Genomic DNA, 19,985 nt, shown 5'->3' on the forward strand with positions numbered 1-19,985 from the left:
GAACCGTGCGTGCCTGGACGGCGGAAACGACCACCGCTTCAGGCACTTGAACTTCTTTACCTCTCCCCACATGGGGGCAACACGGCGATTGTCCATGAGCGAACTCACACATTTTGATCAACAGGGGCAGGCCCACATGGTGGATGTGTCGGGCAAGGCCGACACGGTTCGCATTGCTGTGGCACAGGGCCGCATCGTCATGCAACCCGCCACGCTGGCCTTGATCGCTGAAGGGCGCGCAGGCAAGGGCGATGTGTTGGGGGTGGCGCGTATTGCGGCCATTCAGGGTGCCAAGCGCACGGCGGACCTGATTCCGCTATGCCATCCCTTGGCCTTGTCCAAGGTGGCGATCGAGTTCGAGTTGGACGAGGCGGCTGCGGCCGTGGTGTGCCGGGCTACCGTGCAGACCGTGGGGCCCACAGGCGTCGAGATGGAGGCCCTGACCGCCGTGCAGGTCGGGTTGTTGACCATCTATGACATGTGCAAGGCAGCCGACAAAGGCATGGTCATGACCGATGTCGGCTTGCTGGAAAAGGTGGGCGGCAAATCCGGCCACTGGCTGCGTCAAGGCAGCAGTTCGCGCCAGCCGTAATGCTGCTTGGGGGGCTCGCACTGGAAGGGCAGGGCTTCGCCAGGTTCCGGTTGGGTCTTGCAGACGGACAGGAACTCGTCGCCCAAGGGGTTGCGGAATTCCTTGAGCCGCTGCACCACATATCGCCCCTTGTCTTCCTGACCATGCTCGGCCAGTGAGCGGGCATAGGCCACCATCAGTCTGGCGTCCACCAGATTGTGCAGCGTGCGTTTGAACGCTTGCGGCGGCTGGCTGGGGTCTTCTTCGTCGACGCTGGTGACGTGAGCGTAGTCGGCCTGATAGCCCCACCACACGTGTTTCATGCCCTCTTCAATGCGCTTGTCCAGTGGCCCGGCACCTTTTCGTGGCGCGTAGATGTTGACGGCGGACCAGTAATCCGTGGCGCACCAGACACTCAGCACGGCCATCAGTACGCCGGCAGCCAGCATGGTGGGGCCGGGCTTCCTGGTTGACGGTTGCCGGGGTGGGGCCTGAATGGCCAGACCCAGGCCCCACGCAAAGGCGGTGGGCAGCAGGAAGTAGCTGTACCAGAGCGGGTACTCCAGCAGGCTGTGCAGGGCCGCGATGGCCACGATCACGCTACAGGCCCCCACTGTGGACAGGATGCCGTCGTCGTCGGTGTCGTCTTGTTTGAACAGGCCGGCAAACAGCGCCAAGGCTGCCAGCGCGCTCAAGGCCAGCAGCACGGCCGTCACGGGCAATCCAAATTCCACGGCCCACTGCAAGGGCAGGCTGTGCGTGTGATCAAAGAAGGCGATGGGGCGAGTCGGGAAGGGCGAGAAGGTCCATGCCAGGTTGAACTCGCCATAACCCACACCCAACCACGGGTTGGCCTTGATCAGATCCCAGACGTTGGCCCAGATCTTGAAGCGGGAGCTGGAGATGTCGCTGCCGTCATGCAGGCGGGCTTCGGCCGCGAACTTCACGCCCTGATCCGCGTGGGCCCACAGCCACATGCCGCCCCAACACAAACCGTAGGCAAGAGGGGCGCCGATCAGTGTGGCGCGCAGCAGCCCGGGCAGCCGCTTGTCTGCGAGGCCCCAGATCGTCAGGAAGACCATGCCGACCATGCCGGTGCGCGAGGCGGTCAGCACGATGCCCCAGATGAAAAACGCGACCAATGCCGAGGCCAGCCAAGCAGGGAGGCGTCGACGTGCGCCCAGCCAGCCCGCACCAGCACATGAAAACACCAGCAAGGTACTGAAGTGATTCGGTTGACGCAGGTTGCCGACGGCGCGGCCGGGCATCGTGGGCTCAGCCACAAAGATGCCGTCTGCCCAGCCTGGATGGAACACCTGGATCAGCGCCAGCACCATGCCCACCACGCCGGCAGCGGTCAGGGCGCCAAAGAAGGCTTCCGCAATGGCGTGCCGGCTCACACTCTGGCCCGCGCGCCATCCTGCCCGCAGTGTCAACAGCGCGCCCAAAGCCATCCCGCCACCCATCAAACCCAGCCCGGCAGGCAGTGCGCCCCAGACGAAGGCCGAGCCAAACGCTTCTCCGGCACAAATCAGCAGCACGGCGCTCAGGCCTGACTGAGCCAGCCCTTTGGGGCCGTGGACCGATGCGCGCGGCAGTCCGCCCAAGGCCGCCACAAACAGCCCCCAGCCCAGAACGGCCAGTGCCTGGTTGAAAAACGTCACAGAGGGGGGCTCGTGGTGCGCCAACAGGGTGGGCACGAGAACGGCCAGTAGGCTCATGGCCCACCATGTGGGCCGTTGCCGGACGACGGAATCTTCAGGGGCAGACGTGATCATGGCCGCTATTGTCGCGGCAGTTGGGCACGGCTTGCGCACTTGCACCGTCAAAGCGCACCAGCGGCAATGTCGTTGAACGGCGCATCAGGGTATCGCTGGTGGATGGACGGTTTTCAATGGGCCCCAGGGCTGCAAGGCTGTCCAAAAGCGTTGACACTCTCGAACCCCGGCCCCTTTCTGCAACCAGTCAATACCAACATGAATAAAGACGCGCAGCGCGCCATCGCGCCCACTCACTTGCTGGTCAAGGAGCGCCTGCTGCTGTGGAGCCTCGCGGCCATCAACTTCACCCACATCGTCGACTTCATGGTGATGATGCCTCTGGGGCCGCAGTTGACGAAGCTGTTCCACCTCACCGATGCGCAGTTTGGTCTGTTGGTGTCTGCATATTCGCTGGCTGCTGGTTTGTCTGGTCTGCTGGTGTCGATGGTGATCGACCGTTTCGAGCGCAAGCGTGCCTTGTTGTGGGTCTACGCCGGTTTCGCCCTGGCCACGCTGGCCTGCGGCCTGGCGCCAAGTTATGGGGCGCTGATGGCAGCCCGGGTGGCGGCTGGTGTTTTCGGTGGTGTGTTGGGTGCCTTGGTGCAGACCATCGTGGGTGATGCCGTGCCTTTCGAGCGCCGGGGCCAAGCGATGGGGATGGTGATGTCAGCCTTCTCCCTGTCCACCGTGGCCGGTGTACCGCTGTCTTTGTGGATGGCCAGCGTCTGGGGCTGGCACATGCCGTTTTTTGCCATTGCCGCCGTGTCCGTGCTCGTCTTGCTGGGTGCATCGCGGTCGGTGCCACTCTTGCGTGGTCACATGGCGGGTGTATCGGCCCAGCCGCCCTTCGAGCAGTTGCGGCGCGTGCTGGCCGAGCCCAATCACTGGCGTGCCTTTGCGTTGTCCATGCTGATGTTGTCGGGCAGTTTCAGCATCATTCCGTACATCACGATCTACACCACGACCAACGTGGGCCTGACTGCTGAGGAGGTGCCTTATGTGTACTTGGCGGGGGGCGTGGCCACGCTGTTCACGGCGCGTATGTGGGGGCGCCTGACCGATCGCTGGGGCAAGGTGGCGATGTTCCGGCTGATCAGCCTGGCAGCTGTGTTGCCCATGCTGGCCTTGACCCATTTGCCCGTGGTGCCTGTGCCGGTTCTGCTGGTGGTCACGACGGCTTTCTTCGTGTTCGTGTCCGGTCGCATGGTGCCTGGCATGGCCTTGTTGACGGCGGCGCCGGAGCCGGCTCTGCGTGGCTCGTTCATGAGTGTCAATGGCGCCCTGCAGTCGGCCGCCATGGGGGTCTCGGCCTGGGTGGGCGGCCTGCTGATTTCACGCACCCCGGACGGGCTGGTGGAGGGCTATGGCCGTACAGGCTGGCTGGCCCTGGTGAGCACGCTGATCATGGTCTGGTGGGTGGGGCGTCTGCGCCTGCATACACAGGCCAAGGCCCCATGAACAGGACCTTTTGAGCTGTCGCAACTTTTTACGGGTTTTCTTCACGGCACGGCCGGTCTCCATACAAATACTGAGTTCTTGTACTTGTCATGAAAGCCCGACAGGCGCACACTGGCCTTCCGGTTGACGGTTTTCAGCAGTAAGCCGCAACAACTCAACGCGGCCTTGCCGCTGAGTCGCCACCCGGGTGTCTTCAACGTTCCTGCTCTCGAAAGGAGGCAGTATGAATTTGACGATCAGTGGCCACCACCTGGAAGTTACCCCTTCGCTACGTGAGTACGTACTCACCAAGTTGGATCGAGTGACCCGTCATTTCGATCAAGTCGTGGACGTCAACGTCCTGCTAACCGTTGAAAAGCAAAAGGAAAAGGATCGCCGACAAAAGGCTGAAGTGACTTTGCATGTGAAGGGAAAGGACATCTTTGTTGAAACCTCTCATGAAGACCTTTACGCTGCCATTGACCAGTTGATGGACAAGTTGGATCGTCAAGTCTGCCGCCACAAGGACCGCGTGCAGGATCATCATCACGCATCCCACAAGCGCCAGGCCACACCCTGGGACGCTATTCAATAAGCACGCGCTGCCGCCGCAAGCCTCAAACAGCGTGCTTGGTGTGACCTGATTGCGGGTCGCCAGCGCAGGTAGGCACCAAGTTAACGGCCCTTCGGGGCCGTTTTTCATGGGCTGAGCGTTTCACATCGGGCTAGAGTCATTTCATCACCTGGTCATGGTGGCGTTCCAGGGCATTTTTGGGAATTTGCCTCTTGCTGCGGTGCAGCAATGGGTGCAGAATCCCTTAAATCGATGGGCAGTGTGGCAAGTGTTTCCTGTCATGCTGTATCTATAATCCGCCCCTCATCCGTCCCGGCAGCCGGGGTCAAGGTGCTTGCCGTCACCCCTGCTTGAAACAAGATGAATCGACTATCAGCCATCCTTCCCGCCAGTCAGGTGCTGGTGGACGTGGACGCCAGCAGCAAGAAGCGCGTCTTCGAGCACGCTGGGCTGCTGTTCGAGAATCAGCACGCCATTGCACGCGCCACCGTGACGGACAACCTGTTTGCGCGTGAGCGCCTGGGCTCTACAGGGCTGGGCCACGGCGTGGCCATTCCGCATGGTCGCATCAAGGGATTGAAAAATCCGCTGGCCGCTGTGATCCGTCTGAGCCAGTCCATCCCCTTCGATGCGCCGGATGACGAGCCCGTCAACCTGCTCATCTTCCTGCTGGTGCCGGAAGCGGCCACGCAGCGTCACCTCGAAATTCTGTCCGAAATTGCCGAGCTGCTGTCTGATCGGGAGTTGCGTGAACGCCTCAAATCAGAGGGTGATGCGGCTCAGGTGCACGATTTGATCGAGCGTTGGCAGCCACTCAAGTCTGTTGCCTAGTCTTTCCGGCCAAGACTGCGGCATCATGAGATCCTGTTGTTGACCAAACCAGAGCACTCGTGAGCGTCAAAGATCTCGCCATCATCAGCGCAGAAGCGCTTTTCGAAGCCAATCGGGGGGCTTTGCGCTGGGAGTGGATCGCCGGTCACGCTCACCCTGAGCGTCGTTTTGACGAAGAGGCGGTCCAGACAGCGCAATCTGCCGCCGATCTGGTTGGCTACCTCAATTACATCCATCCTTACCGTGTCCAGATCGTCGGGCGTCGAGAGGCTGCGTATTTCGCGGGCTCGACCAACGAGGATCAGGAGCGCCGCATCCAGCGCATCGTGACGTTGGAGCCGCCCGTGGTGGTGGTGGCAGATGCCCAAAGCCCGTCCGACAAGCTTGTGGCCATGTGCGGGCGCGCTGGCATTCCCCTGTTTGTGACGCAGGAGCCCGCTGGCCACGTCATCGACGTGCTGCGCAGCTACTTGACCCAGCATTTTGCCGAGCGCATCACGCGCCACGGTGTGTTCATGGACATCCTGGGGCTGGGCGTGCTGCTCACCGGCGAGTCCGGCCTGGGCAAGAGCGAACTGGGCCTGGAATTGATTTCTCGTGGCCATGGCCTGGTGGCCGATGATGCGGTGGACCTGTTCCGCGTGTCGCGTACCGCCATTGAAGGGCGCTGCCCTGAGCTGCTGCTCAACTTGCTGGAAGTGCGCGGCATCGGCCTGCTGGACATCAAGGCCATCTTTGGTGAAACGGCCGTGCGCCGCAAGATGCGCCTGAAGCTGATCGTGCACCTGGTCCGCAAGGAAACCATGGAGCGCGAGTTCGAGCGCCTGCCTTACGAGCCGCTGTTCGAAGAAGTGATGGGTGTGCCCATCCGCAAGGCGGTGATCGCGGTGGATGCCGGCCGAAACCTGGCCGTGCTGGTTGAAGCCGCTGTGCGCAATACCGTGCTGCAACTGCGCGGTATCGATACCTACAAGGAATTCATCGAGCGCCACCAGCGCGCGATGGAGCGCGGCGGCAACTGACCTTCAGCGGCCGTTCACGCTGGCCTTGCCGCTACAGCCTTCGCGTTCGCAGATCACGTACAGGGCCAGGGCATGGTCCTGCAGCTTGTAGCCGCGTTCTCTGGCGATTTCCTGCTGACGACGCTCGATTTCCGCATCGTAGAACTCTTCAACGCGGCCGCAGTTCACGCACACCAGGTGATCGTGGTGCTTGCCTTCGTTCAACTCGAACACGGCTTTGCCGGCCTCACTGCCTGCTTCAAAATGATTGCGGGACAGGATGCCGGCCTGCTCGAACTGCATCAGCACGCGGTAAACCGTGGCCAGGCCGATGTCGGAGCCTTCGGTGAGAAGGACCTTGTAGACGTCTTCCGCCGTCATGTGGCGCTGCACCGCCTGCTGGAAGACTTCCAGGATCTTGATGCGCGGCAAGGTGGCTTTGAGCCCGCTGCTCTTGAGTTCTTCTGCGTTGGTCATGGGGTGGGGGCTCCAGGGTGCGGGCAACCGTGACCGGCCCCCGCTAGAATGCCCAATGATATCGACATGCGCCTGACCTGTGAAATGGTCGGGGCTTGTCGTGGCGTGGCCTTTGTGCCTGAACAGGTTTGATTCAGCCTGATCGGGCTCTTTCCTGGTCTTACCGGACACCAACCGAGTTCTACATTCATGACGCTGAAATCCTTCCGTCGCACCCTGATGTGTCTGGCCCCTGCGCTCTTGCTGTCGGCCTGCAGCACCAGCAACTTCTCGTTGAGCAAGCCCGAAACCTTGTTTGGCCTGCTGGAGCCCTACAAGGTCGATGTGGTTCAGGGCAATGTGGTGACGCAGGAAATCATGGCGCAGATTCAGCCTGGCCTGGGTCGCATGCAGGTGCGGGAGATTCTGGGCACGCCCTTGCTGGAGGATCCTTTTCATGCCGATCGTTGGGACTATGTGTTCACGATTCGTCGTCAAGGTGTGGCCGATCAGCAGCGCCGTGTCAGCATCTTTTTCAAGCGTGACATGGTGGACCGCTTTGATACCCAGCCGCTGCCCAGCGAACGCGAATTCGTCGCCTCCATCGACAAGCCGGTCAAAGGCAAGGATGTGGCCAACCTGACGCCTGAGCAGATTGCCGCGCTGCCCGTACCCCCCAAGGTCGAGGTGGTGAAAACCGTGCCGCAAGGTGCCGTACGCGACTACCCCCCGCTGGAGGCCGGTCGCCGCTGAGCTCCCGCTTTGCCTGCCCTTATCTGAACAGAAGAGATCACACTCCCATGAGTACAGCCGACAACGCCAGCCCCGTTCACAAGATTGCCATTGCCGGCGCCTCCGGCCGCATGGGCCGCATGCTGATCGAGGCCGTGCTGAACGCCGATGATGCCCAGCTCGCTGGTGCACTGGACATTGCCGCCAGCCCCGCCATCGGTGCCGATGCCACGGCCTTCCTGGGCAGCACCAGCGGTGTGGCGATCACGCCTGATCTTCGTGCCGGCCTGCAGGGCGCCCGCTACCTGATTGATTTCACGCGCCCTGAAGGCACCATGGCGCACCTGCGCGTGTGCCGTGAGCTGGGCGTCAAAATGGTCATCGGGACCACGGGCTTCACCGATGCGCAGAAGGCCGAAATCCAGGATGCAGCCCGAGACATCGCCATCATGTTGTCGCCCAACATGGCCGTGGGCGTGAACGTTGTCTTCAAGCTCCTGGCGCAAGCCGCCAAGGCACTCAAGGAAGGCTACGACATCGAAATCATCGAAGCTCACCATCGCCACAAGGTGGATGCCCCGAGCGGCACGGCCCTGAAGATGGGCGAGGTGGTGGCCGAGGCGGTGGGCCGCAATCTGCAGGAATGCGCCATTTACGGTCGCGAAGGCGTGACCGGCGAGCGCGACCCCAGCACCATCGGCTTTGCCACCATCCGCGGCGGCGACGTGGTGGGCGATCACACCGTGCTGTTTGCCGGCATCGGTGAGCGCATCGAGATCACGCACAAGTCTTCCAGCCGTGCGACCTATGCGCAGGGCAGCCTGCGTGCTGTGCGCTTCCTGTCGAGCCAGCCGCATGGCCTGTTCGGCATGGATGACGTGCTGGGCCTGAAGTAAGCGAGGGCCACATATATGGGTGGATTGAGCCAGTATTGGGTGCAGGGCGACAACATTGGCCGCGCTGTGGCCATCATGTTGCTGCTGATGTCGATCAGCGCGTGGGTGGTGATTTTCTGGAAGGGCTGGTTGCTGAACCGCGCTCGCCGTGATCTGACCGACGGTGCGCAGGCATTCTGGCGTTCAGCCGATCTGGCTGCTGCCCGTGAAACTTTGAAGAACCTGGATCGCGAAGCGGTGCTCTTGCCGCTGGTCGATGCCGCGAGTCAGGCTGTGGCCAGTGGCACGCTCGAAGCCCAGGCTTTGCCGGAAGCCCAGTTGACGCGACGCTTGCGCGACAGCCTGCATGCCGTCCTGGCCCGCCTGCAGCGTGGTCAGGTGTTGCTGGCCTCGGTGGGCGCCGTGTCCCCCTTTGTCGGCCTGTTCGGGACGGTCTGGGGCATCTACCACGCCATGATGGGCATTGCCGTTGAAGGCTCGGCCTCGCTTGACAAGGTGGCGGGCCCGGTGGGGGAGGCCCTCATCATGACGGCGGCGGGGCTGGCTGTGGCCATTCCGGCCGTGCTGGCCTACAACATCTTCGGCAAGATGGTGTCGGCATGCGAAGCCGATCTGGAGGGCTTTGCCCACGATCTGCGTGAAACCCTGCTGGCCAGTGCGGCCCGCGGCCACTGACGAGGCGAGCATGGCATTCGGACGTCTGGAGCGGCCTCAGGGCAGTCAGCCCATGAGCGAGATCAACATGACCCCGCTGATCGACGTCATGCTGGTTCTGCTGGTCATCTTCATGTTGACGGCACCCTTGATGACGTCGAAGCTCAAGCTCGATCTGCCCAAATCCGATGCGCGGCCATCACCTGACAAAACGCCCTCGGTGCTGTCCATTACGTTGACGCCCGATGGTCGGGTGCACCTGGATGACCAGCCCAGCACCATGGATGCACTCACCACGCGTACGCAGGAGTTGGCGCGCAGCAAGCCCGAGACCGAGGTCCACCTGCGTGCAGACAAGGAAGTTGCTTACGGGCGCGTGGCTGAGCTGATCGGTACCTTGCAGAAGGCTGGCCTCAATCGCATCGCCTTCGTGACGGAGGCTGCAGCCGATGCCCCGGCCGGGGCCGCCTCGGCGCCCTGACAGCAAAGCATCTTAAAGCCCTGCAACCGGATCGAGGTGGCTTGTCCACGCCGTTGATCCGGTCGTTGTCGGTCCAGCACGACAAGGCTGTAGTCGCCTCGCATTTCGGTGCTCAGCCTGGTGAGGCTGCGCGCACAATGGTCCTCAAGTTGACTGTTGGTCAGGACCGAAGATGGCAGCCCCGAAGTTTCCCACCCAGCGATTCGACAGCGCACAAGCTGCGCTGGACCATGTCACCAAGCTGTACGACGAGCAGATTGCGCACCTGCGAGATGCCTTGCAGCGCTTCGTGGCCGGCGAGAACATCAAGACCCATGTGAGGGCCAAGTACCCTTTCGCACGCATCCACACCGATACCGTCGCACGTGCCGATTCGCGCTTGTCCTACGGCTTCGTGGCGGGGCCGGGTACGTATGAAACCACCTTGACCCGCCCCGATCTGTTTGCCGATTACTACCGCGAACAGTTCGACTTGCTGCTGGCCAACCACGGTGTGTCTATCGAGGTGGGCCTGGGTGGCGACCCGATCCCCGTTCACTTCAGCCTGGCCGAGCACCAGCATCTGGAGGGCAGCATGTCAGCCGAGCGGCGCTTGCTTTTGCGGGATCGTTTTGATCTGCCGGACCTGGCCTCGATGGATGACGGCATTGCCAATGGCACCTATGAGACGCGCGGTGGCGCGCCCAGGCCGCTGTCCTTGTTCACCGCGCCGCGCGTGGACTATTCGCTGCACCGCTTGCGTCACTACACAGGCACCTCGCCCGAGCATTTCCAGAACTTCGTGCTGTTCACGAACTACCAGTTCTACATTGACGAGTTCGTGCGCATGGGGCATGAGTTGATGCGTCGAGCACCAGATCCGAAGAACCCGCGTGACGATGATGATTGCGTGGCCTTCATCGAGCCTGGCAATGTGATCACACGCAGGGTGGGACAGTCCGTCGAAGCGGCGGATGCCCTGGGCGCAGCGCCCCCACGCTTGCCGCAGATGCCGGCCTATCACCTGATCCGTCGTGATCGCAGTGGCATCACGATGGTCAACATCGGCGTGGGCCCGGCCAACGCCAAGACCATCACCGACCACATTGCCGTCTTGCGACCCCATGCCTGGATCATGCTGGGCCACTGTGCCGGGCTGCGCAACTCACAGCAACTGGGTGACTATGTGCTGGCCCACGGCTATGTGCGTGAGGACCACGTGCTGGATGAGGATCTGCCGCTGTGGGTGCCCATTCCGCCTCTGGCTGAAATCCAGCTGGCACTGGAAGGGGCTGTGGCCGATGTCACGCAACTGCATGGCTACGAGCTCAAGCGCATCATGCGCACGGGTACGGTGGCGTCGACCGACAACCGCAACTGGGAACTGCTGCCGCAGCGAGAACCGGAGCGGCGCTTCAGCCAGAGCCGTGCCGTGGCGCTGGACATGGAAAGCGCGACCATTGCCGCCAACGGCTTTCGCTTCCGTGTGCCTTACGGGACCTTGCTGTGTGTGAGTGACAAGCCCCTGCATGGCGAGCTCAAGCTGCCAGGTATGGCCAACCAGTTCTACCGCGAGCGGGTAGACCAGCATTTGCGCATCGGCTTGCGCGCCATTGAGCGTTTAAGAGCCAATATGGCGGGTCAACTGCACAGCCGCAAGCTGCGCAGCTTCGCCGAGGTCGCGTTCCAGTAACGGGCTAACCCGTTGTGGTTGTGCTGAGGCTACCTTGTGTTACTAGATGGCCTCGGATCAGCGTGCAACGATGCACGCTGCATGGCTGCGGCGTGTGCCGGGCCATGCGGTCATGTCAGAGGGATCAGGCTGCAGCCAGAACAGGCGTGGCAGCAGCTTGTATCTGCGCCACTTCACGACGGATCTGCTCACCGGCCAGTTCTTCAGCCACGCGCAGGTCGTAAGCGGTCTGCAGGTCCATCCAGTACTGGGGCGTTGTGCCAAAGAAGCGAGCCAGACGCAGGGCGGAGTCGGGGCTGATGCCACGGCGCTCACGCACGATGTCGTTCACGCGAGGGGCAGGAACGTGCAGGCGAATTGCCAGACCGCTGGCCGACAGGCCATGTTGTTCCATGAACTTGGCGCGCAGAATGGCGCCGGGGTGCACTGCAGGTGAATTGCTCATAGGACTAAGGGTTTTTCATAGATACTGGCCTGATCGTATGAGGTTTGTCTCAATTAGATTGTCAATACTTGGACAATTACATGCGATTCATCTAACCATTTCGGGGGATCGCGGGAAAACACTTATGCCGTTTACCGTTTGATGAAACAATGGCGAGACGAACTGAATCCACGCCGCTGACTTTGTTGCCGGCGCTCAAGTCCCATCTTTGGTTTGCCAGTTGCCCGGCGCCGTTCCAGCTCGCCTTGATCGAGCGCTCCAGGCTTTGGCACATCAAGACCGGTGAGTTCCTGTTTTCACGTGGTGAGGCGCAGGACAGCCTGTGTTGTGTGGTGGCCGGCGCCTTGAAGATCGGGTCCATCAATCCGAAGGATGGCAGCCATCGCCTGACGATGTACGTGGAGCCGTATCACTGGTTTGGCGAGATCTCGCTGATCGACGGCATGCCCCGCAGCCAGGACGCCATTGCAGACACCGACAGCACCGTGATGGTCGTGAACGGCCCGCAACTGCTGGAGTGGCTGGGCCAGCATCCCGCCCACTGGCGTGATCTGGCCCGATTGGCTTGCGGCAAATTGAGGCTCATTCTGACGGCCATCGAAGACAACGCCACCCTGTCCATCGAGCAGCAACTGGCCCGGCGCTTGCTGTTCTCAGCCACCAATTTCGGACAGTCGACCAACCCCAGCATCCGGCGACGGGTTCGCCTGCCCCAGGAATACCTGGCGCGCATGTTGGGCGTCTCAAGGCAAACGGTCAACAAGGCGCTCAGGGCCTTGGAGCGCGAGCGTGTGCTGGCGCTGCACTATGCCGAGATCGAGATCGTGGACATGCCGGCGCTGGTGGCGCGGGCCGGGGCGGTGGACCCCAGCCTGCGTCAATCCATGGTGTTGCCGGAAGATGCGCCTTGATGGCTCAGCGTGCGGCGCGGGGCTTGACCTTGCCCGCTGCCGTTCGCGCCTTCTGGCGGGCCGCGTCGATCGAGACATCCGTGGCCAGCGCCACACCCATGCGGCGTTTGACAAAGCTCTCTGGCTTGCCAAACAGGCGCAGATCGGTGCCGGGCTCGGACAGGGCCTCGGCCACGCCGTCGAAGACCACATCCTGCGTGTCCATGCCGCCGTAGATCACGGCAGAGGCGCCTGGCGCACGCAAGCTGGTATCGACGGGCAAGCCCAGGATGGCACGCGCATGCAGCTCGAACTCGCTTTGCACCTGCGTGGACAGGGTCACCAGGCCGGTGTCGTGGGGGCGGGGGCTGACTTCGCTGAACCAGACCTGATCGCCCTTGACGAACAACTCCACGCCGAACAGGCCTTGTCCACCGAGGTTGTCGGTTACGGCCTTGGCGATGTCGCGCGCCTTTTGCAGCGCCGCCGGGTTCATGGGGTGAGGCTGCCAGCTTTCAACGTAATCGCCGCTGACCTGCAGGTGCCCGATGGGTTCGCAAAAGTAGGTGGCGATCTGGCCCTGGGATGTACCTGAACCTGCGGCGCGCACGGTCAGTTGCGTGATCTCGTAATCGAAGTCGATGAAGCCTTCCACGATGACGCGGCCATGGCTCACGCGGCCTCCGGCCATGGCGTAGTCCCACGCTTTCTGCACGTCTTGCGGGCCGTCGATCTTGCTCTGGCCTTTGCCGGACGAACTCATCACCGGCTTGACGATGCAGGGGTAGCCGATGCCGGCGTCAATGGCCGCCTGCAGTTCGGCCAGCGAGTCACAGAACTGATAGGGGCTTGTGGGCAGGCCCAGCGTTTCGGCGGCCAGGCGGCGGATGCCTTCGCGGTCCATGGTCAGGCGCGCGGCGCGGGCGGTCGGGATCACACGCACCACGCCCTTGGCCTCCAGCTCTTCCAGGACCGGCGTGGCGATGGCTTCGATTTCAGGTACGACCAGGTGCGGGCGCTCGGTTTCGATCAGCGTGCGCAACTGTGCCGGGTCGCTCATGGTGATGGTGCGACTGTGATGGGCGACTTGCTGGCCGGGGGCGTTGTCGTAGCGGTCCACGGCGATGGTCTCGACACCCAGGCGCTGCAGGGCGATCAGGACTTCCTTGCCGAGCTCGCCGGATCCCAGCAGCATGACCCGGGCTGCAGAAGGAGACAGAGGGGTGCCGAGAGGCAGGGTCTGAACAGGATGGGTCATGGTGGGCCTGCGTGTTGAAAAAGGGCTGGAACAGGGGTGGCGTTATTGTCGCCGCAGGCAGACTGCCGTTCAGCCTTGCTGAGGCAGGATCACGGTGAAATGGCTGCCCTGGCCGGGCTGGCTTTGCAGGTGCACCGCAGCCCCCATGCGGTCGGCCAGTCGTTTCACGACGGCCAACCCCAGGCCAGAGCCCTCTGCGCCCGTGATGCGGGCGTCTTCCAGGCGCACATACGGTTCAAACACGCGCTCCTGATGCTCGGGGGGGATGCCGATGCCCGTGTCGATCACCTCCAGGTGTGCCGGGCTCGTGGATGAGGCTCGGCTGGCTCGGACGGTGATGCTGCCGGACGGCGTGTACTTCAAGGCGTTGCCGATGAGGTTGCCCAGTATCTGGCGCACGCGCGCGCCGTCAGCCCAGATGTGCTGCAGGCTCAGGCTGTCGCTGGGCGGCAACTCGCAAGTCAGCTTGATGTGATGGCTTTGGGCCTGTGGCTGGAAGGCGTCGCATACATCCTGCACCAGCAAAGCCAGGTCCACCGCCTGTGGCTGCAGGCGCCATGCGGGGTTTTCCAGGCGGGTGTATTCGGTGACGTCTCGCAAGTGGGTGTCGAGTTGCGACGCCGCATTGCGGATGCGCTCGATGGCCCGGTGTTCGGGGGGCGTATTGGCCTTGAGTGCCAGCAGATCGATGGAGCCCAGAATGGACTGCAGCGGGCTGCGGATCTCGTGCGAGAGCATGGCCAGGAAGCGCTCCTTGCTTTCATGCGATGCGCGCTCGGTGGCTCGCAGGCGGTCTTTCAAGGTGCTGATGTAATGCAGCGCCACGATGCAGGCTGGTTGGGCCGCCAGCAGGACGCCCCAGGTGTGGCCCACCATGTCTTCTGCGCCATGCATCACGGGGCCGTAGCGGTACAGGTACATCGCAATCAGGCCGGCGTAGTGCAGCCAGCACAGCAGGTTGGCTGCTCGCCCCAACGCCACGAAGGCGGCGACATAGAACATGGTCATGAACTGCGCGGCGCAGGCCAGCGCATACAGGCCATTGGGTGAGTGGTCATTGGAGGCGACGTACAGCCCGCCAATGAAGTACACGCTGGTCAACAGCAGCACGCCAAAGACCAGGGGTGTCAGCCAGGCCGGCTTGCGCCACAGGAGTGCGGCCACCAATGCGTAAAGCGCCCCCATGGTGGGCACCCAGAAGCGGTCCCATGGGGTGCTCAGTCCGGCCAGGCAAACCGACAGGGCGCCCACCGCCACCAGGGCGCTGGCCCAGAGAATCAGCCGCACGCGTTCCTGTGGTTGTGTCGGCGCGATGGTGTCAGTCATGTTGAGAGGCGCGACGATCAAGTCCGCTCTGGATGGCGGCCGTCAGCACAGCTGGGCGCACCGGTTTTTCAAAGAAGGTGACGCCTTGGGTACGCAGGATGGTGGCCAGCGTGGCTTCGGAGGCGGTGCCGTCCTTCAACTGACCTGTGAGCAGCACGATGGGCGCATCGGGCTGCTCCATGCGAATGCGTTCGACAATCGATTGCGAGGTCTGGCCGCCACCCAGTATCAGGTCCAACACGAAGGCATCGTGCTCGGACAGGGGGCGTGCCAGCAGGGCTGCCGAACTGGTATAGGCGTGCGCTTCATAGCCCACTTCATTGAACCAGTCAGTCAGGGCGGCGGCAGAGCCGATGTCATCGTCCAGCACCGCGATCCGGGCTCTGGCCTGATCAAGCGAGTTGCGCACCTGTAGTTGCTCGACGGCGTAGTGCGCCCCGCTGTAACCCTCCTGCTGCATGCGCTGGACGCCCGTCACGAGCCAACCTTCGCGCTGGTTGTAGAAGGCGATCAGACCCTGGCAACTCGCATCACGCGCAGTGGTGCACAAGGGCCCCAGCTGGATGTTGCAGGCCATCTTCTGGCCGTCGATCAGCAAGGTGGCGGGATAGGTATTGACCGGGGTGGGCGTGGCATGGCTGCTGGTGCTGCCTGTTTGCAACGCCGATGAACCGAAAACGGCGTCCAGACTTTCTCCGAAATGCCGGCAGATGGTCTGGACTTCGTCGAACAGCCATACCGCGCCACGCAGTTTTCGACGCGCCTGGCTGATCGAAATCGCGCAAATATGCGCGATTTCGGTGGCCTGGTGGCGGCTGGGTACGCCGTGCCGTTCGAGCAAGGCGGCCAAACAAGCGCTGGCCCAGGAAAACCCTGTGCTGATGGCGTCTTGCTCATCATCAACTGGCATGTCGGTGTTCATTCGTTTGTCAGGGATCTAGACAACATGACTTGTCCAAAAAAGTAACAAAACATCACATATGCGCGAAAGCGTCAAATATGACCGATACAATGAATTGTGCGCTGAAAAAAGATCACCTCAAAAGGCGCCGCTCAGGGAATTTTTATTACTCCAACTTGGGTAACCGAGTTGGGCAACCTTGCTACCGGTGCTTAGGCATTGCGTGAATGCGGTTGGTGCTTTCGGGCCTTTCAAAGCCACCTCTCGAGGTGGCTTTTTCATGCCCGATCTTGCGGACGTTCACCTTGCGACATGATGCAGGCTTGTGCATCCATTTCAAGCAGGTTTGCCAATGAGTTTCAAAACGGGTCGCTACAAGGGGCGCATCGGCATCATGGCCGCCATGCCCGAAGAGTTGCAAGCGCTGCTGGATGTCATGCCCGATGAGGCTGTGGAGTGCGTCGCCGGTCGCGAGTTCTGGGTGGGGCATCTGCATGGGCGAGAGGTGGTCGCAGTGCTGTCACGCATCGGCAAGGTGGCGGCCGCCACGACGACCACGGTGCTGCTGAGCCACTATGGCGTTGATCAGATCATCTTCACCGGCGTGGCCGGCGGCCTGGGCGATGGTGTGCGCGTGGGCGATGTGGTGGTAGCCGATGCGTTGGTCCAGCATGACATGGATGCTTCACCCTTGTTCCCGCGTTTCGAATTGCCTGGGCTGGGAGTGAGCGCACTGTCGCCGCCTGCTGCGTTCACGGCCACGGTGCGAGACACTGTGGCGCAAGTGCTCAGCCCTGGCGCGCTGACTTCAGGTGGGGCCTTGGGCGATGTGCATCTGGCGCCGCTGAATCTGGGTTTGCCGAAAGTCCACCAGGGACTCGTCATCAGCGGTGACCAGTTCATCAACGCGGCCCAAACCTGTCGTGATCTGACACAGGCCCTGCCCACGGCTTTGGCGGTAGAAATGGAAGGCGCGGCGGTGGCTCAGGTCTGCCATGATTTTGGTGTGCCGTACGCTGTGATCCGAACCATCTCGGATCGCGCCGACGATGACGCGCACATCGACTTTCCTCGATTCGTCAGTGCAGTGGCGCGGCACTATTCGCTGGCCATCGTCGAAGCCCTGCTGCAACGCGTTTGATACAACGGAGACCAACCATGGAACAGCGCTACCAGTCCTTCAGCGATTTCTATCCCTTCTATCTGTCTCAGCATCAGGACCGCACCTGCCGTCGCTTGCATGTGATCGGCTCCACCATGGTGTTAGCGGTGTTGCTGTGGGCCATCGGCACGCAGACCTGGTCGGGTTTGTGGTTGTTGCCCCTCGTGGGCTATGGCTTTGCCTGGGTGGGGCATTTCCGATTTGAACGCAATCGCCCAGCCACCTTCACCTATCCGCTCTATAGCCTCATGGGCGACTGGGTGATGTACTGGCAGACCCTGACGGGCAAGTTGCCCTTTTGATCCGGCCGTCAAAGGGACAGCACTTCCACCCTGTTGCGGCCCTGTTGTTTGGCCTTGTAGAGGGCCGAGTCCGCCGCAGCAATCAACGCTTCTTCTTTCAGATCAGGCCGCACCTGGCAGGTGGCCACGCCCATGCTGGCCGTGACCGAGGCGGCCGTGTCCGAGTCCTCATGGGGGATGCCCAGTTCGACGATGGCCTGCCTGACGCGTTCCGCAGCCTTCAGGGCGATGTCGCCATCGGCATGGGGAAGCACGGCAATGAACTCCTCGCCACCATAGCGCGCTACCAGATCGCCGGGGCGGCGCAGCTTGTCTTGCAGCGCTTGCGCAACCCGCATCAGGCACTGGTCGCCAGCAGGGTGGCCATAGCGGTCGTTGAAGCGCTTGAAGTGGTCAACGTCCAGCATGATGATGGCCACCGTGTCGCCATCATGGCGAGCACGTTGCCAGGTCTGTTGCAGGTACTGCTGGAAGTGGCGGCGGTTGAACAGGCCGGTTAGCACATCCATGCGTGACAGTTGCTGCAAACGGGCTTGCACACTGCTCAGATCCTGCAGCAGGTTCTTGCGCCGCAGTGACAGCAAGTACTGACGGCGCTCGTCGCGCTCCAGCGCATAGTTGGCCATGAGTGTGAACACGACGGTCGCGCCCAGCAAGGCCACCATGGGCACGATGAGCCGCTGGTTGAAAAGCGGCACGGTCAGCACACCAACGATGTGGATGGCATAGACCATCAACGAGAAGGCCAGGGCATACCAGAAGCGCAAACGCTGCACCATGTTGCCGTACATGATCACCACCATCAGCCCGACATGGTAGTACTGGCTGTTGGGGGCGCGACTGATCGAGAGGATGTAGCCCAGGCTGGCGCCGGCCAGCACGCCACTGAGCATAACGAGGTACTCCAGGGCAGAGGGGGGGATACGGCGAGGCACCTGATGGCGCAGCAGCCATGCGAGTCCGAGGAGGGCAAGGGCGAATGGCGTGAACCACAGCAGGCGAACCTTGACGGACAGCAGGAACACATCCGGCACCATCAGGTAGTCGCCCAGCAGAAAGCCATTGAAGACAAACAGTGACAGCAGCCCGCTGATCAGAAAGTAGCGCATGCGGCGCGGGGCGCCGTCGTTGAGAAACTGCTTTTCCAGCGTGGGTGGAAAGCGCATCCACGACAGGCCGCGATCAAATTGGGAGGACGCCTCGTTGACTTCGCTGCGTGCAACACGGCCTGTAGGCTGGATGGCCCGTCGTGGCGGCAACCGGAGGCCTTTTGGGGTGCTGACCATGGCTAGCTCGCCTCCCCGAATGCCTGGGCCTGATTGCGGCCGTTGGCCTTGGCCTGATACAACGCCTCGTCGGCCTGAGCCAGCAGCCGGATGGTGCTGGCGCCAGGCTCGTTGGCGCGCAGGCAGGCGACTCCAACGCTGATGGTCACGCGATCCTGGGTGAGGGACGCGGCATGTGGCCGGGCCAGTTCCCACACTGCTGTGCGCACGCGCTGTGCTGCGGCCAAAGCCTCGGCCAGCGTGGTGCAACTGAGGATGGCAATGAACTCTTCGCCGCCAAAGCGCGCCACCAGGTCGCCTGGGCGGCGCAGGGACCGGGCCATGGTGGATGCCACCTCCTTGAGGCAGGCGTCGCCTACCGGGTGTCCATAGTGATCGTTGTAGAGCTTGAAATGGTCGATGTCCATCATCAGTACGGCGACCGATGTGCCGTCGCGCGCACAGCGAGACCACACCTGACCTACGAACTCATCGAAATGCCGGCGATTGGCGATTTCAGTCAGGGGGTCAAAACGTGTGATCTGGTCCAGGCGCTGGTTGCCACGTTCCAGCTTGTCCAGCAACTGATGTTCGTGTTGCAGCATCAACCAGTTGGTGCGCTCCTCGCGTTCCAGCCCGTAACTGTTATACAGCGTGAACAGCGTGGTCGAGACCATGATAAGTGACTGGCCGACCATGACAGGGACATTTGGGTTGGGAATACACAGTGCCGCGCCCGCAAACAGTGCCAGGACGATCACGTCGATCTGCATGGCTCGCCAGAAGCGCATGCGCGTGACGCCGCCATTGAACAGCACGATCATGCTGAGCGTGACCAGATAGGGCCCAGCCAGTTCGTCGGTGCTGCTGATGCACAGATAACAGTGGACACTGGCTGACAACACACTGTTGATGAGTCCTGTCCAGTCCTGCCAAAGCGAGGGCACTTTTTGCAGGAAGGCTGCGCTGAGGCCCAGAACGGGCACCAGGAACAGCAAGCGCCATTGTGTGGCAGCGGTGAAGCGGTCGGGCACCATGATCCAGTCGGTGTACAGCAAGGCGCCCGCGAGGATCAGGCCGAGGAATGCGCCAATGCGCAGCAGACGCACGCGTTCCGGTGCCGTGTCTTGCTGAAAGCGCACTTCCATCTCGGCCGGAAAGCGCAAACCCAGAAAGCCTTGCTGCAACACGGCCTCGAAATCACCGAGCGCCGACTGGTGCGCTTCTGACCCACCGGCGTGGCCAACGCCCTCATCCTCATCGACTCCGCAAGAGGATGAGGATGAGGGCGGGGTGTTGGGCGGTGAGGAGTCAGCCAGTTCAGTCATGCGACAGCGATGCCCGTGCCGATTGGACGCACGGGCGTTGCCC

Annotated in this window: 21 protein-coding genes; 13 read left to right on the forward strand and 8 right to left on the reverse strand. The window is 62.2% G+C overall.

All coding sequences use genetic code 11. From position 1 onward, the window contains the following. The first annotated feature begins 94 nt into the window (after positions 1-94). On the forward strand, positions 95-592 hold the full coding sequence (gene moaC, locus HY836_RS10470) for a cyclic pyranopterin monophosphate synthase MoaC (RefSeq protein ID WP_290676094.1): 498 nt from the start codon (positions 95-97) through the stop codon (positions 590-592). On the opposite strand, the gene HY836_RS10475 is transcribed toward moaC, so the two are convergent. Beyond that, a complete protein-coding gene (locus HY836_RS10475) occupies positions 565-2,349 on the reverse strand; it encodes an O-antigen ligase family protein (RefSeq protein WP_290676095.1) in 1,785 nt (594 codons plus the stop codon). The two genes, moaC and HY836_RS10475, sit on opposite strands and share 28 nt — an antisense overlap. Before the next feature lie 198 nt (positions 2,350-2,547). On the opposite strand from HY836_RS10475, the gene HY836_RS10480 reads away from it, so the two are divergent. The 4 genes from HY836_RS10480 (at position 2,548) to hprK (ending at position 6,195) form a co-directional block, all read left to right on the forward strand. Next, positions 2,548-3,789, forward strand: coding sequence for an MFS transporter (locus HY836_RS10480; RefSeq protein WP_290676096.1), 1,242 nt, complete (start codon positions 2,548-2,550; stop codon positions 3,787-3,789). Between the two features lie 223 nt (positions 3,790-4,012). Next, positions 4,013-4,363, forward strand: coding sequence for a ribosome-associated translation inhibitor RaiA (gene raiA / locus HY836_RS10485; RefSeq protein ID WP_290676097.1), 351 nt, complete (start codon positions 4,013-4,015; stop codon positions 4,361-4,363). A gap of 339 nt (positions 4,364-4,702) precedes the next feature. Then, complete coding sequence (locus HY836_RS10490; protein WP_290676098.1) at positions 4,703-5,173, forward strand: PTS sugar transporter subunit IIA; 471 nt, start codon at positions 4,703-4,705, stop codon at positions 5,171-5,173. Positions 5,174-5,232: 59 nt separating this feature from the next. Beyond that, positions 5,233-6,195 (forward strand): HPr(Ser) kinase/phosphatase, encoded by a 963-nt coding sequence (hprK, locus tag HY836_RS10495; RefSeq protein ID WP_290676099.1) that lies wholly within the window; start codon positions 5,233-5,235, stop codon positions 6,193-6,195. Positions 6,196-6,198: 3 nt separating this feature from the next. On the opposite strand, the gene fur is transcribed toward hprK, so the two are convergent. Further along, a complete protein-coding gene (gene fur / locus HY836_RS10500) occupies positions 6,199-6,651 on the reverse strand; it encodes a ferric iron uptake transcriptional regulator (protein WP_290676100.1) in 453 nt (150 codons plus the stop codon). Between the two features lie 189 nt (positions 6,652-6,840). Between fur and HY836_RS10505 the strand changes: the two genes are divergently transcribed. The 5 genes from HY836_RS10505 (at position 6,841) to HY836_RS10525 (ending at position 11,065) form a co-directional block, all read left to right on the forward strand. Next, positions 6,841-7,383: an outer membrane protein assembly factor BamE gene (locus tag HY836_RS10505; protein ID WP_290676101.1), complete on the forward strand. Its 543-nt coding sequence runs from the start codon at positions 6,841-6,843 to the stop codon at positions 7,381-7,383. Positions 7,384-7,430: 47 nt separating this feature from the next. Further along, positions 7,431-8,258 (forward strand): 4-hydroxy-tetrahydrodipicolinate reductase, encoded by an 828-nt coding sequence (gene dapB, locus HY836_RS10510; RefSeq protein ID WP_290676102.1) that lies wholly within the window; start codon positions 7,431-7,433, stop codon positions 8,256-8,258. 15 nt (positions 8,259-8,273) lie between these two features. Further along, positions 8,274-8,933 (forward strand): MotA/TolQ/ExbB proton channel family protein, encoded by a 660-nt coding sequence (locus HY836_RS10515; RefSeq protein ID WP_290676103.1) that lies wholly within the window; start codon positions 8,274-8,276, stop codon positions 8,931-8,933. Positions 8,934-8,943: 10 nt separating this feature from the next. After that, positions 8,944-9,393 carry a biopolymer transporter ExbD gene (locus HY836_RS10520; RefSeq protein ID WP_290676104.1) on the forward strand — a complete coding sequence of 150 codons (450 nt, stop codon included), beginning with the start codon at positions 8,944-8,946 and terminating at the stop codon, positions 9,391-9,393. Positions 9,394-9,565: 172 nt separating this feature from the next. Further along, positions 9,566-11,065 carry an AMP nucleosidase gene (locus tag HY836_RS10525; protein ID WP_290676105.1) on the forward strand — a complete coding sequence of 500 codons (1,500 nt, stop codon included), beginning with the start codon at positions 9,566-9,568 and terminating at the stop codon, positions 11,063-11,065. Positions 11,066-11,189: 124 nt separating this feature from the next. On the opposite strand, the gene HY836_RS10530 is transcribed toward HY836_RS10525, so the two are convergent. Continuing rightward, complete coding sequence (locus HY836_RS10530) at positions 11,190-11,510, reverse strand: HigA family addiction module antitoxin (protein WP_290676106.1); 321 nt, start codon at positions 11,508-11,510, stop codon at positions 11,190-11,192. A 149-nt stretch (positions 11,511-11,659) separates the two neighbouring features. Between HY836_RS10530 and HY836_RS10535 the strand changes: the two genes are divergently transcribed. Further along, entirely contained in the window at positions 11,660-12,421 is a 762-nt protein-coding gene (locus tag HY836_RS10535) for a Crp/Fnr family transcriptional regulator (RefSeq protein ID WP_290676107.1), read from the forward strand. A gap of 4 nt (positions 12,422-12,425) precedes the next feature. Here the strand turns inward: HY836_RS10535 and purT are convergent, their stop codons facing one another. The 3 genes from purT to HY836_RS10550 form a co-directional block, all read right to left on the reverse strand. Beyond that, positions 12,426-13,658 (reverse strand): formate-dependent phosphoribosylglycinamide formyltransferase, encoded by a 1,233-nt coding sequence (gene purT, locus HY836_RS10540; protein ID WP_290676108.1) that lies wholly within the window; start codon positions 13,656-13,658, stop codon positions 12,426-12,428. A gap of 69 nt (positions 13,659-13,727) precedes the next feature. Then, complete coding sequence (locus tag HY836_RS10545) at positions 13,728-14,984, reverse strand: ATP-binding protein (protein ID WP_290676109.1); 1,257 nt, start codon at positions 14,982-14,984, stop codon at positions 13,728-13,730. Continuing rightward, complete coding sequence (locus HY836_RS10550) at positions 14,977-15,894, reverse strand: helix-turn-helix domain-containing protein (protein WP_290676110.1); 918 nt, start codon at positions 15,892-15,894, stop codon at positions 14,977-14,979. Before HY836_RS10550 ends, HY836_RS10545 begins: the two co-directional genes overlap by 8 nt. Positions 15,895-16,237: 343 nt before the next feature. Between HY836_RS10550 and HY836_RS10555 the strand changes: the two genes are divergently transcribed. After that, complete coding sequence (locus tag HY836_RS10555; protein WP_290676111.1) at positions 16,238-17,026, forward strand: 5'-methylthioadenosine/adenosylhomocysteine nucleosidase; 789 nt, start codon at positions 16,238-16,240, stop codon at positions 17,024-17,026. Positions 17,027-17,043: 17 nt separating this feature from the next. Next, positions 17,044-17,349, forward strand: a complete 306-nt coding sequence (locus HY836_RS10560; protein ID WP_290676112.1) for a DUF962 domain-containing protein — start codon at positions 17,044-17,046, stop codon at positions 17,347-17,349. A gap of 8 nt (positions 17,350-17,357) precedes the next feature. On the opposite strand, the gene HY836_RS10565 is transcribed toward HY836_RS10560, so the two are convergent. Then, the gene (locus HY836_RS10565; protein WP_290676113.1) at positions 17,358-18,635 is read right to left on the reverse strand and encodes a diguanylate cyclase; all 1,278 of its coding nucleotides are present in this window, start codon (positions 18,633-18,635) and stop codon (positions 17,358-17,360) included. 2 nt (positions 18,636-18,637) lie between these two features. Beyond that, positions 18,638-19,942, reverse strand: coding sequence for a diguanylate cyclase (locus HY836_RS10570; RefSeq protein WP_290676114.1), 1,305 nt, complete (start codon positions 19,940-19,942; stop codon positions 18,638-18,640). Between the last annotated feature and the right edge of the window lie 43 nt (positions 19,943-19,985).

The organism is Aquabacterium sp. (assembly GCF_016234775.1).
GTDB lineage: Bacteria > Pseudomonadota > Gammaproteobacteria > Burkholderiales > Burkholderiaceae_C > Aquabacterium.

What these genes read in the sequence shown, in the direction of transcription:
- moaC (WP_290676094.1), top strand. Translation starts at nt 95, where the DNA reads ATGAGCGAACTCACACATTTTGATCAACAGGGGCAGGCCCACATGGTG.
- HY836_RS10475 (WP_290676095.1), bottom strand. Translation starts at nt 2,349, where the DNA reads ATGATCACGTCTGCCCCTGAAGATTCCGTCGTCCGGCAACGGCCCACA.
- HY836_RS10480 (WP_290676096.1), top strand. Translation starts at nt 2,548, where the DNA reads ATGAATAAAGACGCGCAGCGCGCCATCGCGCCCACTCACTTGCTGGTC.
- raiA (WP_290676097.1), top strand. Translation starts at nt 4,013, where the DNA reads ATGAATTTGACGATCAGTGGCCACCACCTGGAAGTTACCCCTTCGCTA.
- HY836_RS10490 (WP_290676098.1), top strand. Translation starts at nt 4,703, where the DNA reads ATGAATCGACTATCAGCCATCCTTCCCGCCAGTCAGGTGCTGGTGGAC.
- fur (WP_290676100.1), bottom strand. Translation starts at nt 6,651, where the DNA reads ATGACCAACGCAGAAGAACTCAAGAGCAGCGGGCTCAAAGCCACCTTG.
- HY836_RS10505 (WP_290676101.1), top strand. Translation starts at nt 6,841, where the DNA reads ATGACGCTGAAATCCTTCCGTCGCACCCTGATGTGTCTGGCCCCTGCG.
- dapB (WP_290676102.1), top strand. Translation starts at nt 7,431, where the DNA reads ATGAGTACAGCCGACAACGCCAGCCCCGTTCACAAGATTGCCATTGCC.
- HY836_RS10515 (WP_290676103.1), top strand. Translation starts at nt 8,274, where the DNA reads ATGGGTGGATTGAGCCAGTATTGGGTGCAGGGCGACAACATTGGCCGC.
- HY836_RS10520 (WP_290676104.1), top strand. Translation starts at nt 8,944, where the DNA reads ATGGCATTCGGACGTCTGGAGCGGCCTCAGGGCAGTCAGCCCATGAGC.
- HY836_RS10525 (WP_290676105.1), top strand. Translation starts at nt 9,566, where the DNA reads ATGGCAGCCCCGAAGTTTCCCACCCAGCGATTCGACAGCGCACAAGCT.
- HY836_RS10530 (WP_290676106.1), bottom strand. Translation starts at nt 11,510, where the DNA reads ATGAGCAATTCACCTGCAGTGCACCCCGGCGCCATTCTGCGCGCCAAG.
- HY836_RS10535 (WP_290676107.1), top strand. Translation starts at nt 11,660, where the DNA reads ATGGCGAGACGAACTGAATCCACGCCGCTGACTTTGTTGCCGGCGCTC.
- purT (WP_290676108.1), bottom strand. Translation starts at nt 13,658, where the DNA reads ATGACCCATCCTGTTCAGACCCTGCCTCTCGGCACCCCTCTGTCTCCT.
- HY836_RS10545 (WP_290676109.1), bottom strand. Translation starts at nt 14,984, where the DNA reads ATGACTGACACCATCGCGCCGACACAACCACAGGAACGCGTGCGGCTG.
- HY836_RS10550 (WP_290676110.1), bottom strand. Translation starts at nt 15,894, where the DNA reads ATGCCAGTTGATGATGAGCAAGACGCCATCAGCACAGGGTTTTCCTGG.
- HY836_RS10555 (WP_290676111.1), top strand. Translation starts at nt 16,238, where the DNA reads ATGAGTTTCAAAACGGGTCGCTACAAGGGGCGCATCGGCATCATGGCC.
- HY836_RS10560 (WP_290676112.1), top strand. Translation starts at nt 17,044, where the DNA reads ATGGAACAGCGCTACCAGTCCTTCAGCGATTTCTATCCCTTCTATCTG.
- HY836_RS10565 (WP_290676113.1), bottom strand. Translation starts at nt 18,635, where the DNA reads ATGGTCAGCACCCCAAAAGGCCTCCGGTTGCCGCCACGACGGGCCATC.
- HY836_RS10570 (WP_290676114.1), bottom strand. Translation starts at nt 19,942, where the DNA reads ATGACTGAACTGGCTGACTCCTCACCGCCCAACACCCCGCCCTCATCC.